We start from the raw sequence: 21,307 nt of genomic DNA, 5'->3' as shown, positions 1-21,307 counted from the left end.
GGAACGGCCGACCGCCGCGGATCCACTTCCCTGTCGGACACAGACCGGCAACCGCTCCCCACCAGCGTCCGGCTCCCTCGCCCGGCCCGGCTCGCCACCCGCGAGAGGGAAGATCGCCCACGTGATCCAGAATCCTGGGATTTTGCATACTAAAACCTGTATCCTGAAAACTGAGTTCCTCGAATCCCGCCGCTGATCCCACCCGAGGTGCACCGTGACCGAGTCCGTTTCTCCCCTGCCCGAACGCGGGCCCACCGGCCGCCGGACGGCCAAGGGGTCGCTCTCCGGAAAGAGCGCCAACCGGGTGGAGCGGCCCGCGCCGCTGCGGCAGGTCGTGTACGACGCGCTCGCCGAGCTGATCATCAACCGCACCCTCGAACCCGGGCAGCACCTCGTCGAGGCCGACCTCGCCGAGTACCTGGGCGTCAGCCGCCAGCCGGTGCGCGAGGCGTTGCAGCGCCTGCAAAGCGAGGGCTGGGTCGACCTCCGTCCCGCGCAGGGCGCGTTCGTGCACCTGCCCACCGACGAAGAAGCCGACCAGCTCCTCGGCGTCCGGGCGGTGCTGGAGACCCACTCCGCGCGTCTCGCCGCGGCGTGTGCGACGGACGACGACATCAAGCGGCTCTGGGAGCTGCAGGACGTCGGCATGAAGGCCCTCGCCGCGGACGACAGTGAGCGGCTCGTCGCGGCGAACGCCGACCTGCACGCGTACATCACCGAGCTGACCGGCAACGCCGTCCTGACCGAGCTCATCGGCCTGGTCGACCGCCGGGTGCGCTGGTACTACACGCCGATCGCCCGGCCTCGCGGGCGCGACGCGTGGCAGGAACACGCCGCGCTGATCGAGGCGATCGCGGCGCACAACGTCGAAAAAGCCGAGAAAATCATGGCTCAGCACACCGAACGCACGCGCCAGGCATTCCACGAACGGCCCGACGCGGCGGACTGATCACCGCGCGCGCCGGGTCAGCCAGCTGAACGGTCCCGCGAGAGGAAACAAAGCAACCCGGGAGCGACGGGGCGGGTGCCAGCCGTCCCGTCGCTCCCGGGCCCGCAAGGGAAATTCAGTTGCCTGCCGCCGGAGCGGTGCGCGCGATCCGCTCGCCCGCCTTTTCCGGCGAGCCGCGGCCGGAACGTCCCGGCTGCCGCAGGAACAACGTCATCACCGCGGACAGCAGGGCGATGCACCCGGCCAGCACATACGCGCCGGTGTAGCCCCACGCGGCGATCACTCCGGCCGCCAAACCGCCGCCGCCGACACCGCCGACCAGTTTCGCGCTGTAGACGATGCCGTAGTTCGTCGCGTTGTGGTTCTCGCCGAAGTAATCCGGCACCAACGCGGCGAACAGCGGGTAAAACGCGCCGCTGCCGAATCCGGTCAGCACCGCGAATACCATGAACCAGAACAAACTGTGCGTCTTGCCCGACCACAGCACGCCGAATTGCGCCAATGCCGCGATCACCAGCACCCAGAACAACGTCGCCTTCCGGCCGATCCGGTCGGAAGCCCAGCCGACGATCCCCCGGCCGACGCCGTTCACGATGGCCAGGATTCCCGCCGACGAAGCCGCCACGAAGGCGCCGAACTGGCTTTCCTTGGCGAAATCGACCTGGAAATTGATCCCGAACAGCGAAACCCCGCCGATCACCACGAGGGTGACCCACATCAGCGGCAGCATTCCGGTGCGGATCGCCTCCATCGGCGTGAACTGCCGTACCGCGGGCGGGTTCTTTTCCAGGCTCCGGGCCTTCCCCGCCGCGCTGCCTTTAACCCAGGCGATCGGGTCGACCTCGGCGGGCCACCAGTTCTTCGGCGGGTCCTTGAAGACGAACCCGCACAGCCCGACCACCACGAGCATGTACAGGCCGATCGCGTCGAGCGTGATCGTCACGTTTTCATGGCCGAGGAACGCGCTGAACAGGTAAATGAACGGCACCGAACCGTACGCGAACCCGCCGTTCACGAATCCGGTGCGGGCGCCGCGTTTCTCCGGATACCATTTCCCGACCATGTTGATGCAGGTCGCGTACACGAGTCCGGCGCCGATCCCGCCCAGCACCGAATACCCGATAAACGCCACCACAAGATTTCCGCTGTGCGCGATGGAGAAGTAGCCGATCCCGGAACACACCGCCCCGGCCAGCATCGCCGTTTTCGCCGACACGATGTTCTTCTCCCGGAGCCGGCCGGCCGGGAAAGCGACCCCGGCCTGGAACACGGCCCAGATGCTGGCCAGCCAGAACGCGTCCGACAACGACCAGCCGTATTTTTCCTCCAGCGTCCCCTCGACGGCTCCCCAGCCGTATTCGAAAACGCTCACCGCCATCATGGCCACCCACGGCAGCCAGACCATCCAGCTGCGGGACCGGCCCATCAGGTCCCGGGGGCTCTCCCCGATCCGGTACGTCCGCCCGTTGTCGTCGACGATCTCCTGGTATGTCGGTTGGGCTGCGGTCATGAGAATTCTCTTTCGTCACCGTTGACTTCGGTTCCCGTGCCGGGCTGTCTCCGTTCCCCCGAGCCGGGACGCGACCCCGCGTCCCGGCGTCCCTTCCTCGCCGCACTCCGCTGACCAGCGGTTAGGTGTCGGGCAACGTACGCCTCCCTCCGGACTTGATCAAGGCAGCAGACCCGCCGAACGCGCCCACCGGTACTTCGCGCCGAGCACCGCGACCGGCTTTTCGGTCGTGTAGGGATAGGCCACGACGCCGTTCGCGTACAGGTGATCGCTGGCCTGCTCGACCTCGACATCTCCGGACAGCGACGCGACCACCGGCTTGTGGACGCCCTTCCGCCGGAACTCCTCCACGACGTCCACGACCAGCTCGGCGAACACCATCGGCGGCGTGACGATCGTGTGCCAGTAACCGAGAACCAACGAGTGAATACGATCGTCGGACAGTCCTAACGCGATGGTGTTCCGATAGGTCGACGGCGGCTCGCCGCCGGTGATGTCGACCGGGTTTCCGGCCGCGCCGAACGGCGGGATGTACTCGCGGAACGCGGCGTCCAGGTCGTCCGGGATCCGCATCAGCGTGAGCCCGTTGTCCACGCAGGCGTCCGAAAGCAGCACTCCGGAACCGCCCGCGCCGGTGATGATCACGACGTTTTCGCCCTTCGGCGTGGGCAGTTTCGGCACGCCTCGCGCGTATTCGAGCAGGTCGTTGAGCCCGGGTGCGCGAATGACACCGCTTTGCCGCAGGATGTCGTCGTAAACGCGGTCATTGCCGGCCAGTGCGCCGGTGTGGGACCCGGCCGCTTTCGCGCCTTCCGATGTCCGTCCCGCCTTCAGCACCACCACTGGCTTCTTCGCGGAAACCCGTTTCGCGGTCTCGGCGAACGCGCGTCCGTCCTTGAGGTCTTCCAAGTGCATGGCGACGAGTTCGGTGTTGTCGTCGTGCTCGAAGAAGGTGAGGAGATCGTCTTCGTCGATGTCGGCCTTGTTCCCGACGCCGACGATCGCGGACACGCCCATCCCGGCCGACCGGCTGAAGCCGAGGATCGCCATCCCGATCCCGCCGCTCTGCGAGGACAGCGCGACGCCGCCTTTGACGTCATAGGGGGTGCAAAACGTCGCGGACAGATTCTCCGGCGTGTAGTAATAGCCGTAGATGTTCGGGCCGAGAATCCGCACGCCGTGCTTGCGCGCGATGGCCAGAACCTCGTTCTGCAGCTCGATGTTCCCCGTCTCGCCGAAGCCGGACGGAATCAGGATCGCCCCGGCGACGCCCTTCTCGCCGGCCTCTTCCAGCGCCGCCGGCACGAACTTGGCCGGGATCGCGAAGACGGCCACATCCACGTCGCCGGGGACGTCCGCGATGCTCGGATACGCCTTGCGATCGAGGATTTCCGCGGCCTTCGGATTGATCGGGTAGATCTCGCCCGCATAGCCGCCGTTGACGAGATTCTTCATCACCGAATTGCCGATCTTCCCGTCCTCAGCGGACGCGCCGATCACCGCGACCGCGGCCGGTTTCATGATCCGGTTCATCGCCGCGAGGATCTCGTCCTGGCTGAACCGCACCGGTTCCGCGGCCGCCGCCGGGTCGACGAGGATCCGCACGTCCACCGCGGTCGCCCCGTCGCCGGTGGCGAGCACCGGGTTGAGGTCGACCTCGGCCAACTGCGGAAATTCGCTGACCAGCTGCGACAGCCGATGCACGACGTCGGCCAGCGCCGCCTTGTCGACCGCCTCGCTGCCGCGCACTCCATTGAGGATCTCCGCGGCCGCGATACCGTCCACCATGGACATAGCTTCGTCGGTGCTGGTGGGCGCCAGCCTGAAGGTGACGTCCTTCAGCACCTCGACCAGGACTCCGCCGAGTCCAAACGCGACGATCTTGCCGAAACTCGGATCGGTGACCGCGCCGATGATCACCTCCTGCCCGCTGGTCAGCATCTGCTGCACCTGCACGCCGGTGATCCGGGCCGAGGCGTCGTAAGCCTTGGCGTTAGCCAGAATCTTGGCGTAGCCGTCAGCGACTTCCTGTTCGCTGCCGAGGCCGACGAGCACGCCGCCAGCTTCGGTCTTGTGCAGGATGTCCGGCGACACGATCTTCAGCACCACCGGAAGGCCGATTTCCCCGGCCTGTGCCACCGCTTCCTCCGCGGAAGTGGCGAGCCGTTCCTGCGGTGTCGGAATGCCGTATGCCTCGCAAACCGCGCGACCCTCCGGTGCGGTCAACGCGGAGCGGCCTTCCTCGGCTACTCGCTTGAGAATTTCTTCGACCGCCGCGCGGCCCGTTTCCGTCGTCATCGTCAGATCACGCCCGCCGTGCGCAGCTGCTCGACATCCGCCGCGCTGTAGCCGAGTTCGCTGAGCACCTCGTCGTTGTGCTCGCCCAGCAAGGGAGAACGCTCGACCTCCACCGGCGAATCGGACAGCTTCAACGGGCAGCCGACGGTCTTGAACGCGCCGCGCTCCGGATGCGGCACCTCGACCACCGACCCCAGTTCGGCCAGCGTCTCGTCCTCGATCAGCTCCTTAGTGGACAGAATCGGTCCACAAGGGATGTTTCGGGCGTTGAGCAGCTCCATGACCTCCCATTTGGTGCGCTGTTCGGTCCATTCCTCGACCATCGCGAACACCTTGTCCAGTTTGGACAGCCGGGCCTCCGGGGTCGCCCAGTCCGGGTCCTCGGCGAGTTCCGGGCGCCCGATCAGCTCGGTCAGCGGAGCCCAGCCGACCGGCTGGACGATGACGTAGATGTAGTCGTTGGGCCCGCCCGGCGCGCACCGCACCGCCCAGCCCGGCTGGCCGCCGCCGGACGCGTTGCCCGACCGCGGCACCTCGTCGCCGAACCGTTCGTTGGGGTACTCGCCCAGCGGCCCGTGCGCCAGCCGCTGCTGGTCGCGCAGCTTGACCCGGCACAGGTTGAGCACGGCGTCCTGCATCGCGACCTGCACCCGCTGCCCGCGCCCCGTGCTCGTACGCTGGTACAACGCCGCCAGAATCGCCGCGACGAGGTGGATGCCGGTGCCCGAATCGCCGATCTGCGCGCCGGTTGCGGTGGGCGGTCCCTGTTCGAAGCCGGTCGTGCTCATCGAGCCGCCCATCGCCTGCGCGATCACCTCGTAGGCCTTGAAATTCGCGTACCGGCCCGGGCCGAAACCCTTGATGGACGCGTAGATCAGGCGCTCGTTGATCTCGCGGAGCCGATCCCAGGAGAACCCGAAACGGTCCACGACGCCGGGTCCGAAGTTCTCCACCAGCACGTCCACTGAGGACACCAGCTTGGTGAAGACTTCCTTGCCCTGCTCGCTTTTCATGTTGAGCGTGATGCTGCGCTTGTTGGCGTTCAGCATCGTGAAGTAGAGACTGTCCACTCCGGGCAGATCGCGCAGCTGGCCGCGCGTGATGTCGCCGCGTCCGGGGGTTTCGAGCTTCACGACGTCCGCGCCGAGCCAGGCGAGGATCTGCGTCGACGACGGTCCGGATTGGACGTGGGTCATGTCGAGGACGCGGACGCCCTCCAGTGCCTTTCCCATCTTCGGCTCCTCCCGACTACTTGTACATCGTCTGGTTCATGGTTCCGGGGGCGTAGGCGTCCGGGTCGACCCAGACGTTGATCAGCGACGGCTTGCCGGATTCCCGGGCGCGACGCAGTGCCGGGGCGATGTCCGCCGGGTCGCGGACCTCCTCGCCGTAGCCGCCGAGCATCCGGGCGAACTGGTCGTAGGGGACGTCGCCGAGGGTGTTGCCGATGCGTTCGCGGGCCAGGCCGTATTTCTGCGCCTGGCCGTAGCGGATCTGGTTCATCGACGAGTTGTTGCCGACGATCCCGACGAACGGCAGGTCGAACCGCACGAGCGTCTCGAAATCCCAGCCGGTAAGGGAAAACGCCCCGTCACCGAAGAGCGCGACGACCTCTTGGTCCGGCCGCGCGTGTTTCGCGGCCAGCACAAACGGAATCCCGACGCCTAGTGTCCCCAGTGGACCGGGATCCATCCAGTGCCCCGGTGCCTTGGGCTGCACGACCTGGCCTGAGAAGGTGACGATGTCGCCGCCGTCGCCGATGTAGATCGAATCCTCGGTCAGGAACTCGTTGATCTCGTGCACCAGCCGGTACGGATGGATCGGATTCGCGTCGGAATGCTGCTGCGGCAACCGCTTCTGCTTGGCTTTTTCTTCGACCGCCCGCAATTCCTCCAGCCACGGCTTGCGGCCCACCGCCCCGTTGTCCACCCGGCCGGACGCGGCGTCCGCGACCGCGGCGAGGATCTGTCCCGCGTCGCCGACAATGCCGAGGTCGATGTCGCGGTTCTTCCCGACGGTCCGGTAGTCGAGGTCGATCTGCACCACTTTCGCGTCCGGGGAAAGCCTTTTGCCGTAACCCATCCGGAAGTCGAACGGCGTGCCGACGATGACGATCACGTCCGCGTTGTCGAACGCATAGCGGCGGGAAAGCTGGAAATGGTGCGGATCGCCCGGAGGCAGAGTTCCGCGGCCGGCGCCGTTCATGTATGCCGGGATGTTCAGCGCGCGCACGAGTTCCGTCGCGGGCTCGGTGGCGCGGGTCGTCCAGACTTGGCTACCGAGCAGAATCGCCGGTTTCTTGGCGTGTACCAGCAGATCCGCGAGCTTTTCCACATCCGCCGGATCGCCCGCGTTCCGCGTGGAGGCGCGATAGCGTCCGGACTGCGGGATGCGCGCGTTCTCCGCCGGCACGCGCGCGTCGAGGACGTCGCGGGGAATCTCCAAAAAGGACGGTCCGGGTGCGCCCGCGAAAGCTTCCCGGAACGCCATCGACACCAGGTCAGCGGCCCGCGCGGTGTGCGGGACGGTGGCGGCGAATTTGGTGATCGGGGTCATCATGTCCACGTGCGGGAGGTCCTGCAACGAGCCCATTTTGTGCTGGCTCAACGCACCCTGGCCGCCGATCAGCAGCATCGGACTCTCCGCGCGCAACGCGTTCGCGACACCGGTGACCGCGTCCGTCGTCCCCGGCCCCGCCGTGACCACCGCACACCCCGGGCGGCCGGTGATCCGCGCATACCCGTCGGCCGCGTGCGCCGCGACCTGCTCGTGGCGGACGTCGATGACGCTGATGCCCTCGTCGACGCAGCCGTCGTAGATGTCGATGATGTGGCCGCCGCAGAGAGTGAAGATGGTGTCCACGCCTTCGGCCTTCAGGGCTTTCGCGACCAGGTGACCGCCGGAGATCGTGTCCGGCGCAGCCCCGGTGGTGGCTGGGTGCTGACCTGCGGTCCCGCCGGGTTTGTCGCTTCGGCTGGTTTGCCCGTTCTCGATGGCCTTGTGTCCCGCGCTTTGGCGGGTTTCCTTGCTGGCCTTGCTTCCGGCGCTCGGGCTGGTTTGCTGGTCCTTGTCCCCGGCGCTCGGGCTGGTTTGCCGATTCTCGTCCCCGGAGCTCTGGCTGGCTTGCGGGTTCTCGCTGGCTTCGCCGACGGGGTTCGCTTCGGCCTTGTCCCCGGTCTGCCCGCTGGCGTTCTCGCCGGTGTGCTGGCCTGCTTGCCGGCCGGTCGTGGTGGGCGACATGCGCAACTCCTCCTGTCCCGCGCCGGACCTCTCTGACCCGCGCGCTCGTCCCGGTCTGCTCGTGCCTCTCCGCGGCCCGCCGGATCTGTCGCCGCAGGTCAGCGGCTCGTCGCCGGAAGACTGTAGATTGCATACCGTATGAGGTAGGCATTAGACTTACTCTTCGAGCCGCCCGCTGTCCAGGGGCATCCGCAGGTTTGTCCGGCCGACCGACCGGACGATCCGCCACCGGCTTCGACGGGCGGCTCCCCGGCTGATTCGCGGGGTCGGCCTGCTGTGCGACACGCGCGGCGGGGCGGCTCATCGGCCGGGGTTTGGTGACAAGGCGGGCGTCGTTGCCCGGCCGAGGTGCTCGGTGGTACCGCGGCTAGCCGTCGGGCCGCTCGGCGGAGCTTGCTGTGGCACGGCGGCAGACCCGTCGGGTCGCTCGGCCGAGGTGCTCCGTGGCACGGCAGTTAGCCCGTTGGATCGCTCGGCCGAGCTGGCTGCGGCACGGCGATTAGCCCGTCGGATCGCTCAGTCGAGCGGGCTGCGTCACGGCAGCAAGCCCGTCGGGCCGCTCGGCCGAACTGGCTGCGGCACGGCGGCAGGTTCGACGGTCGGTCGCTCGCGCGGCACCGGGCGGCCGAGTCGTTCGCCGCGCGGCCATCCACAGCCCAGCTATCCAGACCAGCCATCCATCGCCCGGCCAGAAACCGCAGCCGAACCAGCAAGCGCTCCGCTACCGCAGAACCACCAACCCCGAACAACCCGCTCCCCCGCCCGCAAGGAAGGAATTCCGATGGACCTCTTGGAACACCAAGCGCGCGACCTCTTCGCCGCGCACGGCGTGCCGGTTCCCCGTGGCCGCGTGGCCGCGACGCCGGACGAAGCGCGCGCCGCGGCCGTCGAGATCGGCGGGCCGGTTGTCGTCAAGGCGCAAGTCAAGACCGGCGGGCGGGGCAAGGCGGGCGGGGTCAAGCTCGCGGCCCGGCCCGAGGACGCGGCGGCGGTTGCCGACGAGATTCTCGGGATGGACATCAAAGGGCACCGCGTGCATCGCGTCCTCGTGACCGAGGCCAGCGATATCGCCGAGGAGTACTACGTCTCCTATCTCCTCGACCGCGCCGACCGGAGTTTCCTCGCGATGGCGTCGGCGGCCGGCGGGATGGACATCGAGGAGGTCGCCGCGACCCGGCCGGAGGCGCTGGTCAAGGTGCCGATCGACATCCGGGTCGGGGTCGATCTCGTCAAAGCGCGCCGGATCGCGGCGGCGGCACGGCTTCCGGTCGAAGCGGCGGGGGTGCTGGTCCGGTTGTGGGACGTGTTCACCGCCGAGGACGCGACGCTCGTCGAGGTCAATCCGCTCGCCCGCACGCGCGGCGGGGAGATCGTCGCGCTCGACGGGAAGGTCACGCTGGACGGCAACGCCGCGTTCCGGCATCCCGGGCATCGGGCGTTCGCGGAATCAGAAACCGGGGATCCGCTCGAGCAGCAGGCCGCCGAGCAGGGGCTCAACTACGTGACGCTCGACGGCGACATCGGCGTGATCGGCAACGGCGCCGGGCTCGTGATGTCCACTCTGGATGTAGTGGCTGCCGCGGCGCACGACGCGGGTGCGGTCGGGCCGGCGAATTTCCTCGACATCGGCGGCGGGGCGTCCGCGGAGATCATGTCGGCCGGGCTCGGCGTGATCCTCGGGGATCCGGACGTGCGCAGTGTGTTCGTGAACGTCTTCGGCGGGATCACAGCGTGCGACGCGGTCGCGGACGGCATCGTGAAAGCGCTGGCGCTGCTGGGCGATCGCGCGACGAAACCGCTGGTGGTCCGGCTCGACGGGAACAACGTCGCGGAAGGAAGGCGGATCCTCGACGAGGCTGCGCATCCGCTGGTGACAGTCGTCGCGACGATGGACGACGCCGCACGCGAAGCGGCCAAGCTCGCGGCCGGGACGGAGGGCTGAACGATGGCGATTTTCCTCGACAGCACCAGCCGGGTCCTCGTTTCCGGCATCACCGGCGCGGAAGGGACCAAGCACACCCGCCGGATGCTGGCCGCGGGCACGAACGTCGTGGGCGGGGTGAATCCGCGCAAGGCCGGGCAGACTGTTTCCCTTGACGGGCACGAACTCCCGGTCTTCGGTGGCGTCGCTGAGGCGATGGCGGAGACCGGTGCAGATGTAGTGGTCTTGTTCGTTCCGCCGCCGTTCGTGAAGGACGCGGTGCTCGAAGCGGTCGACGCGGGCATCGGGCTCGCGGTCGTGATCACCGAGGGCGTGCCGGTGCACGACTCCGCCGCGTTCTGGGCGCACGCGCGCGACAGCCGCACCCGGATCATCGGGCCCAACTGTCCCGGGCTCATCTCCCCCGGGCTGTCGAACGCCGGGATCATTCCCGCCGACATCACCGGCCCGGGGCGGATCGGGCTGGTGTCGAAGTCCGGCACGCTCACCTATCAGCTCATGCACGAACTCCGCGACATCGGCTTCTCCAGCTGCATCGGCATCGGCGGCGACCCGGTCATCGGCACCACGCACATCGACGCGGTCGAGGCGTTCGAAAAGGACCCGGACACCGACGTGATCGTGCTGATCGGCGAAATCGGCGGTGACGCGGAGGAGCGCGCGGCGGCGTACGTGCAGGAGAACGTCCGGAAGCCGGTCGTCGGGTACGTCGCGGGATTCACCGCTCCCGAAGGCAAAACCATGGGACACGCGGGAGCGATCGTGTCCGGGTCTTCCGGGACGGCGGCGGCCAAGAAGGAAGCACTCGAGGCGGCCGGGATCCGGGTGGGGCGCACGCCGAGCGAAACCGCGCGGCTGGTGCGCGAGGTGCTCGCCGGGACCAGCGCGTAACACGCGTAGTACTACGACCGGAGTGGTTCAAAGACGAACCCAGGAGGACGGATGGACCTGCGGCAGCTGGAAACCGTCGTGGCGGTGGCCGAGGAGGGCGGGTTCACCGCTGCCGCGCGTCGGCTGCATACCGTGCAGTCGACAGTGTCCACTGTCGTCCGTGCGCTCGAACGCGATCTGGGCACCGAACTGTTCGAGCGCAACACCCACCGGGTCGCGCTGACGCCTGCGGGCAAAGCGTTTCTCCCGGCGGCGCGAGCGGCGCTGGAGGCGGCCAGCCACGCTCGGGCCACCGTCGACCGGGCGCGCTGGGAGATCACCGGCGAGGTCCGGATCGGGGTCATGCCCGGGGCCTGGCCGGAACCGCACCGGGCGCTCAGCGCGTTGCGCCGGGACCACCCCGGCGTGCGAGTGCTGGTGCGGACCGCGCCGCCGCATCAGCTCCGCGAGGCGGTCGTGACGTCCACTGTGGACATCATGGTCGCCGTCGCGGGGTGCGCCCCAAGCGACGGATTGGTCAGCCGCCCGGTCCGGCGGGAGGAGATGGTGCTGGTCACCGCGTCCGGCGACGGAGCAGCGGACCGGCCCGTGTCGGCCGCCGAAGCCGCCAGTACCGCGGTGGTCGATTTCGCGCCGGGCTGGGCGATCCGGGAGGCCACCGACCGGACGTTCCAGTCGGCTCGGGTGCGCCGGACCGTCGTGCACGAGGTCACCGACGCGCCCGCCGCGGCGGAACTCGTCCGGCATGACCTCGGCGGCTGCGTGCTCCCGGTGTCCGTCGCCGCCCAGTTCCCCGACCTCACCGGCCGCCGGTTCACGCGCGGCGGCCCGACGTGGAACATCACCGCGACCCACCCGGGCGATCCGCGGCCGGCGGTGGCGGCGGTGTTGCGGCACCTGACCTGATCCGGCGCGCCCCTGTTCAGCCAACCGCCCATTCGGCCCTGACGTGCTTCAGATGCGCCCGGACCTGGTCCTCCAGCCGAGCCCAATCCCGCTCCGCGATCGTCGCCAGCATCTCCCGGTGTTCCCGCGCCGAATCCGCCAGCCGGCCGCGTTCGGCGAGCTTTTCCAAGCCGTACAACCGAGTCTGGTCGCGCAACGTCGCGATGGAGTCAATCAGCCGCCCGTTTCCGGCCAGGGCCAGCAAATCGAGGTGGAACCGGCGGTCCGCCTCCAGGAAGCGCGCGACATCACCTGCGTCGGCTGCGGACTCGATCTCACCGGCCAGCGCGTCCAGCCGGGCGAGGTCGTCCGGACCGGCGGCCGCCCCGGCGGACAGCGTCGCCGGGACCTCCAGCAGCACCCGCATCTCGTAGATCTCGTCCAGGTCGCGTTCGGTGATCGCGACGACCCGGTAGCCCCGGTTGCGGACGGGTTCCAGCAGGCCCTGGTTGACCAGCGTCAGCAACGCCTCGCGCACCGGGCTGCTCGACACACCCAGCCGTGTCGCGAGCGCGGCGGCCGAATAGATGTCGCCGGGACGCAGTTCGCCGGACACCATCGCCTGCCGTACCACTTCGAGCACTTGTTCGCGCAGGTTAGTGCGCTGCAGCTGCGTCACGGGACGCACCTCCGCTTCCCCGGGCTTGACTTCGCCCGCCTAGGTCCAGCAGGGTACAGGAGTAACCGGTAGCCGGTTACTAAGGAGTAACGAATGCCTGAGATCCGGGGTTACTGCACGTTGTGCCGGTCGCGTTGCGGCGCGGTCTACACGGTCGAGAACGGCGCGCTGCGCGGCGTCCGGCCGGATCCGGCACACCCGACGGGTGCCGCGTTGTGCCCGAAGGGCCGTGCCGCGCCGGAACTGGTGCACTCCCCCGAGCGGCTGCGCCAGCCGTTGCGCCGCACGACGCCGAAGTCCGACCCTGATCCGCGCTGGCGCGAGATCAGCTGGGACGAAGCGCTGACCGAGGTCGCCGAACGGCTCGGTGGCATCCGCGCGACCAGCGGGGCCGAGGCTGTCGCGTTCTCGGTCACCTCCCCCAGCGGCACGCCGATGTCCGACTCGATCGACTGGGTCGAGCGGTTCATCCGGCTTTTCGGCAGCCCCAATACGCTGTACGCAACCGAAATCTGCAACTGGCACAAGGACTACGCGCACGCGTTCACGTTCGGCTCGGCGTTGCCCGCCCCGGATTACGCGGGTACGGAATTCGCGGTGCTGTGGGGGCACAATCCGGCCAAGGCATGGCTCGCGCAGTCAGCCGCGCTGGCTGAGGCTCGTACGCCGAAGCTGGCTGTCGTCGATCCGCGGCGGACGGCCAGCGCGGTGCGGGCTGAGCACTGGCTTCGGGTTCGGCCGGGCACGGACGGCGCGCTCGCGCTCGGCGTCGCACGGGAGTTGCTCGAACGTCGCGGGCACGACGAGGCTTTCGTGCGGTCGTGGACCAACGCTCCGTTGCTGGTCCGCACCGACACGGGCCGGTTTCTCCGGGCGGCGGAAATCGATCCCGGCGCGGCTGGGTTCGCGGTGTGGGACGAGGTCGCCGGGCAAGCTGAGCCGTACGACACGAATTATCCAGCACAAGGGCCGGAAAGGTTTGCCCTACACGGAAAACGCCGGGTGCGCACGCTAGCTGGCCCGGTCGACTGCGTGCCCGCGTTCGAGCATTACGCGCAGGCCTCCGCCGCATGGCCGCTCGAACGGACCGAAGCCGTGACGACCGTCGAAGCCCCGGCGATCGAAGCCTTCGCGGCCGACCTTGCCGAGGCGAAGTCCGTGACGTATGCGGCTTGGTCGGGCGTCGGGCAGCACGCGAACGCGACGCAGACCGAACGCGCGATCGCCACGCTCTACGCGCTCACCGGCAGCTACGACTCCCCTGGCGGCAACGTCGTGCTTCCGAAGCTCGCGGTCGCGCCGGTCACGTCGGCGGACCAGCTCGCACCTGAGCAGCGGGCGAAAGCCCTTGGCCTCCAAGAGTTCCCACTCGGTCCGCCGGACCAGGGCTGGGTGACTGCACGGAACTTCTGCCGCGCGGTCCTCGAAGAAAAGCCTTATCCGGTAAGGGCGCTGGTGTCCTTCGGCGGGAATCTTCTGCTGTCGCAACCGGATCCGAACCGTACTGCGGATGCGTTGCGGCGCTTGGAATTCGCAGTGCATCTTGATTTGTTCGAGAACCCGACCACGCGCTTCGCCGACCTGCTGCTGCCGGTTCAGACGCCGTGGGAGCACGAGGCGGTCAAGGCCGGTTTCGAGATCAGCCAGGCGGCGCAGGAACACGTGCAGCTGCGGCCGAGGATGACCGATCCGATCGGCGAGTCGCGTTCGGACACTGAGGTCGTGTTCGAGCTGGCCGGACGGCTCGGGATGGGCGCGGACTTCTTCAACGGACGCATCGAGGACGGCTGGGATCACCAACTGGCCCCGCTCGGCCTCACTGCCGCCCAGTTGCGCGAACAGCCCGGCGGCGTCGATCTGCCGTTGCGGACTGAGTACCGCAAATACGCCGATCTTGCGGAAAATGGCGCGGTGACTGGGTTTGCGACGCCGACTCGCCGGGTCGAACTGTATTCCGAACGGCTCGCTGAGCACGGCTACCCGGCGGTTCCGACTGCCGAGCCGCCGGTACCGGACGCTCGGCATCCGCTGGTGCTGACCTGCGCGAAGAACGGATACTTCTGTCACAGCCAGCATCGCGGGATTTCGTCGCTGCGCAAGCGTTCTCCCGAACCGGCCGTCGACCTGAGCGCGGAACTCGCCGCGGAGCGCGGGATTGAGGACGGGCAGTGGGTCCGCATCACGACGGCCTCGGCAGACGTCCGGATGCGCGCGCGGATCGATCCCGCGCTGCATCGCGACGTGGTCGTGGCGGAGTACGGCTGGTGGCAGCCGGCTCCTGACCTCGCGCTGCCCGGTTCGGACCCGCTCGAGGACGGCGGGACCAACTACAACCTGCTCGTCGGCGACGACGCCCACGATCCGGTGAGCGGATCGGTGCCGTTGCGTTCGACGTTCTGCGACGTCCGGCCGGACGAGCCCGAGCCGTGGACCGGGCAGCGGGAGTTCGCGGTCGAGCGGGCGGAGCTGGAGACCGAGGACATCCGGTCGGTGCGGCTCAAGCCGGTGGACGGGCGGGCGGTGCCGGAGTTCCGCGCCGGGCAGCACATCACCGTCGCCTGGCCGGATGCGCCTGGGCTGACCCGCAGTTACTCGCTGACCGGGTCGGCGAAAGCCGCCGACGGCGGGTACGCGATCGCGGTGCGGCGGGTGCCGGGCGGGCAGTTCTCGCCCGCCGTGCACGACCGGCTTGAGCCCGGGACCCAGTTGCTGGTCACGGCTCCCTCCGGCGGATTCGCGTTGCCGACCGTCCATTCGCGGCCGATCGTGCTGCTGGCGGTCGGGATCGGGATCACGCCGTTCCTCAGCTACCTGGAGTCGCTCGAACCCGCGTCCGCGCCGGAGATCGTGCTGCACCACGGCAGCCGCGACCGCTCCCGGCACGCGTTCCGCGAGCGCATCGCCGGGTTGGCGGCTCGGCTGCCCTCTGTCCAGATCGTGGACCACTACAGCCGCCCTGGTCCGGAGGAGTCCTGCGATTTCACCGGGCGGATCACCGCCGCCCGCGTCGACGCCGAGCTGATCCGGCGACGGGCGCGGTTCTACCTGTGCGGTCCGGAAAGCATGCTGGACGAGCTGACCGCCGGGCTGGTGGAGCGGGGCGTGCCGCGCTTCGACATCTTCACCGAGAAGTTCCACGCCGCGCCCGCGCCAGTCCACATCCCGGACGACGCGACAGCCACCGTGCGGTTCGCGCGGTCCGGCCGCGAGGCCACCTGGCGGGCGGGCGACGGGGACCTGCTGCGGTTCGCCGAGGCTTCCGGGGTCGCGCTGCCGAGCGGATGCCGGCTCGGGCAGTGCGAGAGCTGCGCCGTGACGGTGCTGGGCGGAACGGTCGCGCACCTGGTCGCGATCGCCGACGATCTGCCAGCTGACCAGTGCCTTTCCTGTCAGGCGATACCCACTGCGGATGTAGTGCTCGATGCGTGAGTCTGGTCACCCCTAACCTCGCAAACCCCGTCTGGGGTGCGAAATCCGGCATTCGGACGGCATCATCGGCGGATGGCTCTCGACCAGACATCGCGCGCAGTGTACGAGGAGATCGTCCGGAAGAACCCGGCCGAGCCGGAGTTCCACCAGGCCGTCTTCGAAGTGCTGGAAGCGATCCGGCCCGCGCTGCAGCGGGATCCGGACCTGCGCGACGCGGCGATGCTGGAGCGGCTGTGCGAGCCGGAGCGGCAGGTGATGTTCCGGGTGGTCTGGACCGACGACGCGGGCGCGGTGCACGTCAACCGCGGCTTCCGGGTCGGGTTCAGCTCGGCGCTCGGGCCGTACAAGGGCGGGCTGCGCTTCCGCGGCGACGTCACGCTCGGCACGGTCAAGTTCCTCGCCTTCGAGCAGATCTTCAAGAACGCGCTCACCGGCCTCGGCATCGGCGCGGGCAAGGGCGGGTCCGACTTCGACCCGGCCGGCCGCAGCGACGGCGAGATCATGCGGTTCTGCCAGGCGTTCATGACCGAACTGGTCCGGCACATCGGCCCGGAGACCGACGTCCCGGCGGGCGACATCGGCGTCGGCGGGCGCGAGATCGGGTACCTGTTCGGCCAGTACAAGCGGCTCACCAACCGGTACGACGCGGGCACGATCACCGGCAAGAACCCGTTGCTGGGCGGCATTCCGGCGCGGCCGGAGGCCACCGGATACGGGACGGTGTACTTCCTCGAGGCGATGCTCGGCGCGCGCGACGACTCGTTCTCCGGCCGCACCGCGGTGGTGTCCGGTTCGGGCAATGTCGCCTACCACGCGATCGCGAAGCTTCAGGAGCTCGGCGCGAAGCCGGTCGTGTGCTCGGATTCGGGCGGGTACATCCATGATCCGCGCGGGATCGACCTGGAGCTGCTGCACGAGCTGAAGGTCGCGCGGCGCGGGCGGCTTTCCGAGTACGTCGACCATGTGCCGTCGGCGAAGTACGTCGTCGACGGCACGCCCTGGGATGTGCCGTGTGACCTGGCGTTGCCGTGCGCGACGCAGAACGAGCTGGACGAGCAGTCCGCATTGCGGCTGGTGAAGAACAACGTCCGGGCTGTCGCGGAGGGCGCGAACATGCCGTGCACGCCCGGTTCGCTGCAGATCTTCCGCGAGGCCGGGGTGGCGGTCGGGCCGGGGAAGGCCGCGAATGCCGGCGGGGTCGCGGTGTCCGCACTGGAGATGCAGCAGAACGCGGCGCGGGAGCGGTGGACGTTCGAGCGCACCGACCGGACGTTGCGGGACATCATGACCGACATTCACCGGACGTGCCTCGAGACGGCCGACGAGCACGGGGTGGCCGGGGATTACGTGAGCGGGGCGAATATCGCGGGGTTCCGGAAGGTGGTCGCGGCGATGGACGTGTGCGGGTACATCTGAGCCGGATCCTGCGGACGGTCTTCGTTCGGCAGGATTTTGTATGCAGTATTTCGTCGGGGGTCTGCCGGTCGACGGTGGGCGGTCTTCGGTCTGGGATCTGCGGTCTTCGGTCTGCCGGTCGACAGTCCGCGGTCGGCTGTCTCCGGTCGCCTGTCTTCGGTCGACAGTCCGCCGGGCGGCTGTCGTCGGTCGGCGGTCTGCCAGTCGGCGGTCGGCGGTCTTTGGCCGACAGTCCGCCGGGCGGCAGTTGGCGATCTTCGGTCTTCCGGTCGGCAGTCTGCGCGTCGGCGATGATGGGATGCGCTGTGGGCGGACTCCCCGCGATGCGGATGCCGAGCCGGTGTTGTCGTGCCGAGGAGGAGCGAACCGCCAGCCGGGGAATGCTTGCCACGCTAGGTGGCTATCCGGAAAAACTGCGCCAGACATAGGGGCACAGTGTGTCCGTGCTTGACGCGCGGCTGGTGGGGCGCTTCGGTACGAGGGTGACTGCGTATGTGGAGCGTCCGCCGGTGCCGGGCCTGAGCGCCGTGGTGCGCACGGTCTGGATCCAGCGCACTGGAGACGTCCCGTATGTGCAGCGGCATCTGCCTGCCGGTGGTGTCGAGATCCACTTCCCGGTCGGCGGTCGTCCGCAGTTGCTCGGGCCGTTGACCGGGCCGCAGGTCGAGGTTATTCCGGCGCATACGACGGTCGTCGGGGTGCGGTTCCGGCCGGGGGCGGCTCCTCCCCTGCCCACGGGGCTCGACGAGCTGGCCGACCAGCGCGTCGGGCTGGCTGACGTGTGGGGACGGGTCGTGGATCGGCTGGTGGAGGCCGTGGCGGTTGCTCCGACGCCCGAGGCGGGGCTTGCCGCGTTGCAAGCGCATTTGCTGCGGGAGTACCGGCGGGTCGGCGGCCTGGATCCGCTGATCCGGGAAGCGGTGCGGGTGCTGATGCCGTGGGAGCCGGTCGGCGTTGACGCGGTTGCCGCGCACTTGGCGTTGTCGGCGAGCCAGTTGCGGCGGAGGTGCCTGCACACGGTCGGGACGAGTCCGAAGGTGCTTCAGCGGACGTTGCGGTTCCAAGGGTTTCTGGCGCTGGCCCAGTCCGGGGCGGTCGCGAGCGGACGGCGGGGTGCGGACGGGACGGCGGGGCTGGCCGTCGACGCCGGGTATGCCGACCAGGCGCATCTCAGCCGGGAATGTCTCCGGCTGACCGGGGTCACGCCGAGGCAGCTCCTCGGGGGCGATCTCGACCGGTGCGCGTGCGGGCACGATCATTCCGCTTCCTACACGCCGTTTCTCGAGGGCCGCGGGCGGTCGCCGTTGCGCGGGTGAGCGGAGCATGGGCTGCGGGCAATCGCGGCTGGGCGGGGTCTCGAAGGACCACCTTCGCCCAGGCCCTCCCGCTCCGGACATCGGCCGACCCGCCGCTCGCACATCCGACCCGCCGAGCCCAGCCACCCGCTCCCGATGCCGGGCCGACCCCGCCCGCACATCCGACCCCGCCGAGCCCAGCCACGCACTCCCGACGACGGGCCGACTCGCCCGCGACCCGCCGCCCGCACATCCGACCTCCGCCGAGCGCAGCCACCCGCTCCCGATGCCGGGCCGACCCCGCCCGCACATCCGACGCCGCCAAGCCCAGCCGTCCGCCCCGACGGCGGGCCGACCCGCCCCCAGCCTGCCGTGCCACGAGACCGGCGGCCCGGCCAAGCACCCATTCCACCCGGCACGACCAGGCGATTCCCTCCTACGAGGGATGCCCGGGATGGTTCACTGTGGCCCCGTTCGCAGGCCGCAACCCCGCCGCGCGGGCGGGAAGAACGATCCGGAGGAGGGTTTTGGATGACCGGACCAGCTCGCCCCGGTGTGGCGTCCCCGGCGCTCGTCGCGGTCGTCGACTCGCTGGCCGCCGCGGCCAGCGTCGCCGAGTTGCAGGACTGCTACATGCGCGCAGTACCGCAACTGCTGTCCTCGCGTTCGTTCGCCATCTACGTGCGCGACCCGCGGAACCGCGCGCCAGTCAGCCGGGCCACCGAAGGGGCCAGCGACGTCTTCCTCTCCCGGTACGAGGAGCTCGGCCGCGAGCGCGACCCGGTCCTGCGGCACTGTCTCACCGCGAACCAGGCGGCGCACAGTTCGCGTCTGATGAGCCAGGACCGCTGGACCGAGCATCCGGTGTACCGCGAAGTCATGTCGCTGCACGGCTGGCGGATGGTGCTGGAGACCCCGATCGTCGCGGGGGCCGAGATCGTCGGCACGCTCAACTTCGCCGATCGCGACGCCGGGGCGCTCTCCTCCGACGAGGACCTGGCCGTCGCGACGGCGCTGGGGCGGGTCGTGGGGCTGGTGCTGAGCGGGCTGCTCCGGCAGGAAACCCTTCTCCGGGAACGCGATCACCTCGAAGCGGCGGTCGACGTATGCGACAACGCACTGGTCCTGACCGACCATCGAGGCGGGCAGCGGCGGTTCAACGCGGCCGCAAGGGCAGCGCTGCGCCGGGTGGCGCCGGACGGGCCGACGGAATGGCTGGAGAACGTGATGGCGGCGAATCCCGACGCCAGCACTCAGGTCGCCGAGGCCGGTGGGGTGCGAGCGACGCTGCGCACGGTACGGGTGCCCAGCCAGCCCGCACTGTCGGTGACCACACTGGACATCCAGGACGGCCCGGGCGGCGAGATCGCGCTGAGTCCTTCGCTGTCGGCATTGCTGTCGCCTCGCGAACGGGAGGTGGCCCGGCTCGCGGTGTCGGGACTGCACGACGATCAGATCGCGGCGAAGATCTTTCTCAGCCGCTACACGGTGAAGCAGCATTTGAAGAGCATTTACCGCAAGCTGGGCGTGGATTCCCGCACTGCGCTCGCGCGGCTCGTCCTGCACGGCACGTGATCTCCGGCCGGACGAGTTAGAATCCGGAAAATCCGGCCGAGAGAACGAAACCATGTCCCAGCGCGGTCCCGACGAACGAACAGCCCGGCTGGTCGTGTCCGCCACCGACGAGCTGTCGGCGGCCACGAGCACGGAAGAGCTGCTCGAGGTCTATCTCCGCGTGGCCCGGTCCGCGCTGCCGACGCGGTCGTTCGGCATTTATCTTTTCTCCCCGGCGCGGCACCGTTCCGCGACCGAAGGCGTCAGCGACCTTTTCCTGGCCCGGTACGAGGACGCCGGACGCGAGCAGGATCCGGTCCTGCGCCGGGCCGTGGACACCCGCAGCGCGGCGCACAGCGCGCACCTGATGCCGCCCGACGACTGGCAGGATCTCCCGTTCTACCAGGACGTCCTCGCGCTGCACGGGATGCGGATGGTGCTCGAGGCCCCGATCGTCGCGGGCGGCCAGGTGCTGGGGACGCTGAACTTCGCCGACCGGGATCCGGGGCTGCTCGCCGGCGAAGCCGAGGTCGCGGTCGCCTCCGCGCTCGGGCGGGTCGTCGGCTCGGCGGTCGCCTCGCTCGAAGCGCGCGACGATCTTCGGCGCGAACGCGACAACGCGTGGGCCGCGCTGGACCTCGCCGCCGTCGCGCTCGTGACGACCGATCTGCGCACCGGGAAGCGGCGGCTCAACGAAGCGGCCCGGCAGCTGCTGCGCGAAGTGTCCGATGAGGACCCCGAATCGTGGCTGGAAGAGACGATGGCCGCCCGGAATCCCCGCGACGGGTTCGCGTGGACGGTGCCGCTTGCCGAGCGAGGACTGCGGCTCTCGCTGCGTTCCCGGCCCGTTCCGGACGACGAGGTCGCGGTCGCGGTGCTGCGGCTCGAACGGGACGCGGCCGGGCTTCCGTCGTCGATCGCGGCACGGCTGACGCCGCGGGAACGCGAAATCGCTGTGCTGGCCGTGGAAGGCCTCAGCGACGACCAGATCGCCGCGCGGGTCCTGCTGAGCCCCTACACGGTGAAACAGCACCTGAAAGCCGTCTACCGCAAGCTCGGAATCGGCTCGCGGCAAGCGCTCACCCGCGTCGTCCTGAGCGCGCCTCCCTCCTTCGAGGGGTAACCGGCCCGGCCTCCCGCGAGGGATCGGCCTGACGTCGCCGCGCTCGTAGCTTTTCCCCCAGGCGTGAACGGGTTCACACCGGGAGGGAAACGGCGG

14 protein-coding genes are annotated in these 21,307 nt (G+C 69.3%); 9 read left to right on the top strand and 5 right to left on the bottom strand.

The features are described from left to right. Positions 1-214 precede the first annotated feature (214 nt). Entirely contained in the window at positions 215-949 is a 735-nt protein-coding gene (locus FKO37_RS25235; RefSeq protein ID WP_238605986.1) for a GntR family transcriptional regulator, read from the top strand. Between the two features lie 115 nt (positions 950-1,064). Here FKO37_RS25235 and FKO37_RS25230 read toward each other — a convergent pair whose 3' ends face one another. The 4 genes from FKO37_RS25230 to FKO37_RS25215 form a co-directional block, all read right to left on the bottom strand. Continuing rightward, a complete protein-coding gene (locus FKO37_RS25230) occupies positions 1,065-2,459 on the bottom strand; it encodes an OFA family MFS transporter (protein WP_238605985.1) in 1,395 nt (464 codons plus the stop codon). A 159-nt stretch (positions 2,460-2,618) separates the two neighbouring features. Continuing rightward, positions 2,619-4,757, bottom strand: coding sequence for an acetate--CoA ligase family protein (locus FKO37_RS25225; RefSeq protein ID WP_238605984.1), 2,139 nt, complete (start codon positions 4,755-4,757; stop codon positions 2,619-2,621). 2 nt (positions 4,758-4,759) lie between these two features. Next, entirely contained in the window at positions 4,760-5,989 is a 1,230-nt protein-coding gene (gene frc, locus FKO37_RS25220; protein ID WP_037805860.1) for a formyl-CoA transferase, read from the bottom strand. A gap of 16 nt (positions 5,990-6,005) precedes the next feature. Continuing rightward, a complete protein-coding gene (locus FKO37_RS25215) occupies positions 6,006-7,997 on the bottom strand; it encodes a thiamine pyrophosphate-binding protein (protein WP_238605983.1) in 1,992 nt (663 codons plus the stop codon). A gap of 781 nt (positions 7,998-8,778) precedes the next feature. On the opposite strand from FKO37_RS25215, the gene sucC reads away from it, so the two are divergent. From sucC to FKO37_RS25200, 3 genes are read left to right on the top strand one after another with little or no spacing between them, the layout of a single operon-like run. Next, entirely contained in the window at positions 8,779-9,939 is a 1,161-nt protein-coding gene (gene sucC / locus FKO37_RS25210; RefSeq protein WP_238605982.1) for an ADP-forming succinate--CoA ligase subunit beta, read from the top strand. A 3-nt stretch (positions 9,940-9,942) separates the two neighbouring features. After that, a complete protein-coding gene (gene sucD / locus FKO37_RS25205; RefSeq protein WP_238605981.1) occupies positions 9,943-10,830 on the top strand; it encodes a succinate--CoA ligase subunit alpha in 888 nt (295 codons plus the stop codon). Positions 10,831-10,881: 51 nt separating this feature from the next. Beyond that, a complete protein-coding gene (locus FKO37_RS25200) occupies positions 10,882-11,736 on the top strand; it encodes a LysR family transcriptional regulator (RefSeq protein WP_238605980.1) in 855 nt (284 codons plus the stop codon). A 16-nt stretch (positions 11,737-11,752) separates the two neighbouring features. On the opposite strand, the gene FKO37_RS25195 is transcribed toward FKO37_RS25200, so the two are convergent. Further along, a complete protein-coding gene (locus FKO37_RS25195) occupies positions 11,753-12,394 on the bottom strand; it encodes a GntR family transcriptional regulator (RefSeq protein WP_238605979.1) in 642 nt (213 codons plus the stop codon). A 93-nt stretch (positions 12,395-12,487) separates the two neighbouring features. Between FKO37_RS25195 and FKO37_RS25190 the strand changes: the two genes are divergently transcribed. The 5 genes from FKO37_RS25190 (at position 12,488) to FKO37_RS25165 (ending at position 21,211) form a co-directional block, all read left to right on the top strand. After that, entirely contained in the window at positions 12,488-15,823 is a 3,336-nt protein-coding gene (locus FKO37_RS25190; RefSeq protein ID WP_238605978.1) for a molybdopterin-dependent oxidoreductase, read from the top strand. A gap of 72 nt (positions 15,824-15,895) precedes the next feature. Further along, positions 15,896-17,239: an NADP-specific glutamate dehydrogenase gene (gene gdhA / locus FKO37_RS25185; RefSeq protein ID WP_238605977.1), complete on the top strand. Its 1,344-nt coding sequence runs from the start codon at positions 15,896-15,898 to the stop codon at positions 17,237-17,239. A 482-nt stretch (positions 17,240-17,721) separates the two neighbouring features. Continuing rightward, positions 17,722-18,555, top strand: a complete 834-nt coding sequence (locus FKO37_RS25180) for an AraC family transcriptional regulator (protein WP_238605976.1) — start codon at positions 17,722-17,724, stop codon at positions 18,553-18,555. Positions 18,556-19,065: 510 nt separating this feature from the next. Beyond that, complete coding sequence (locus tag FKO37_RS25170; RefSeq protein ID WP_078870138.1) at positions 19,066-20,109, top strand: helix-turn-helix transcriptional regulator; 1,044 nt, start codon at positions 19,066-19,068, stop codon at positions 20,107-20,109. Positions 20,110-20,161: 52 nt separating this feature from the next. Continuing rightward, positions 20,162-21,211: a LuxR C-terminal-related transcriptional regulator gene (locus FKO37_RS25165; RefSeq protein WP_238605975.1), complete on the top strand. Its 1,050-nt coding sequence runs from the start codon at positions 20,162-20,164 to the stop codon at positions 21,209-21,211. Positions 21,212-21,307 lie beyond the last annotated feature (96 nt).

The sequence above is a fragment of the Amycolatopsis sp. Poz14 genome (assembly GCF_006704225.1).
Classification (GTDB): domain Bacteria; phylum Actinomycetota; class Actinomycetes; order Mycobacteriales; family Pseudonocardiaceae; genus Amycolatopsis; species Amycolatopsis nivea.
The sequence above is the reverse complement of the archived record's forward strand: the minus strand, read 5'-3'. Positions and strand labels throughout refer to the sequence as shown.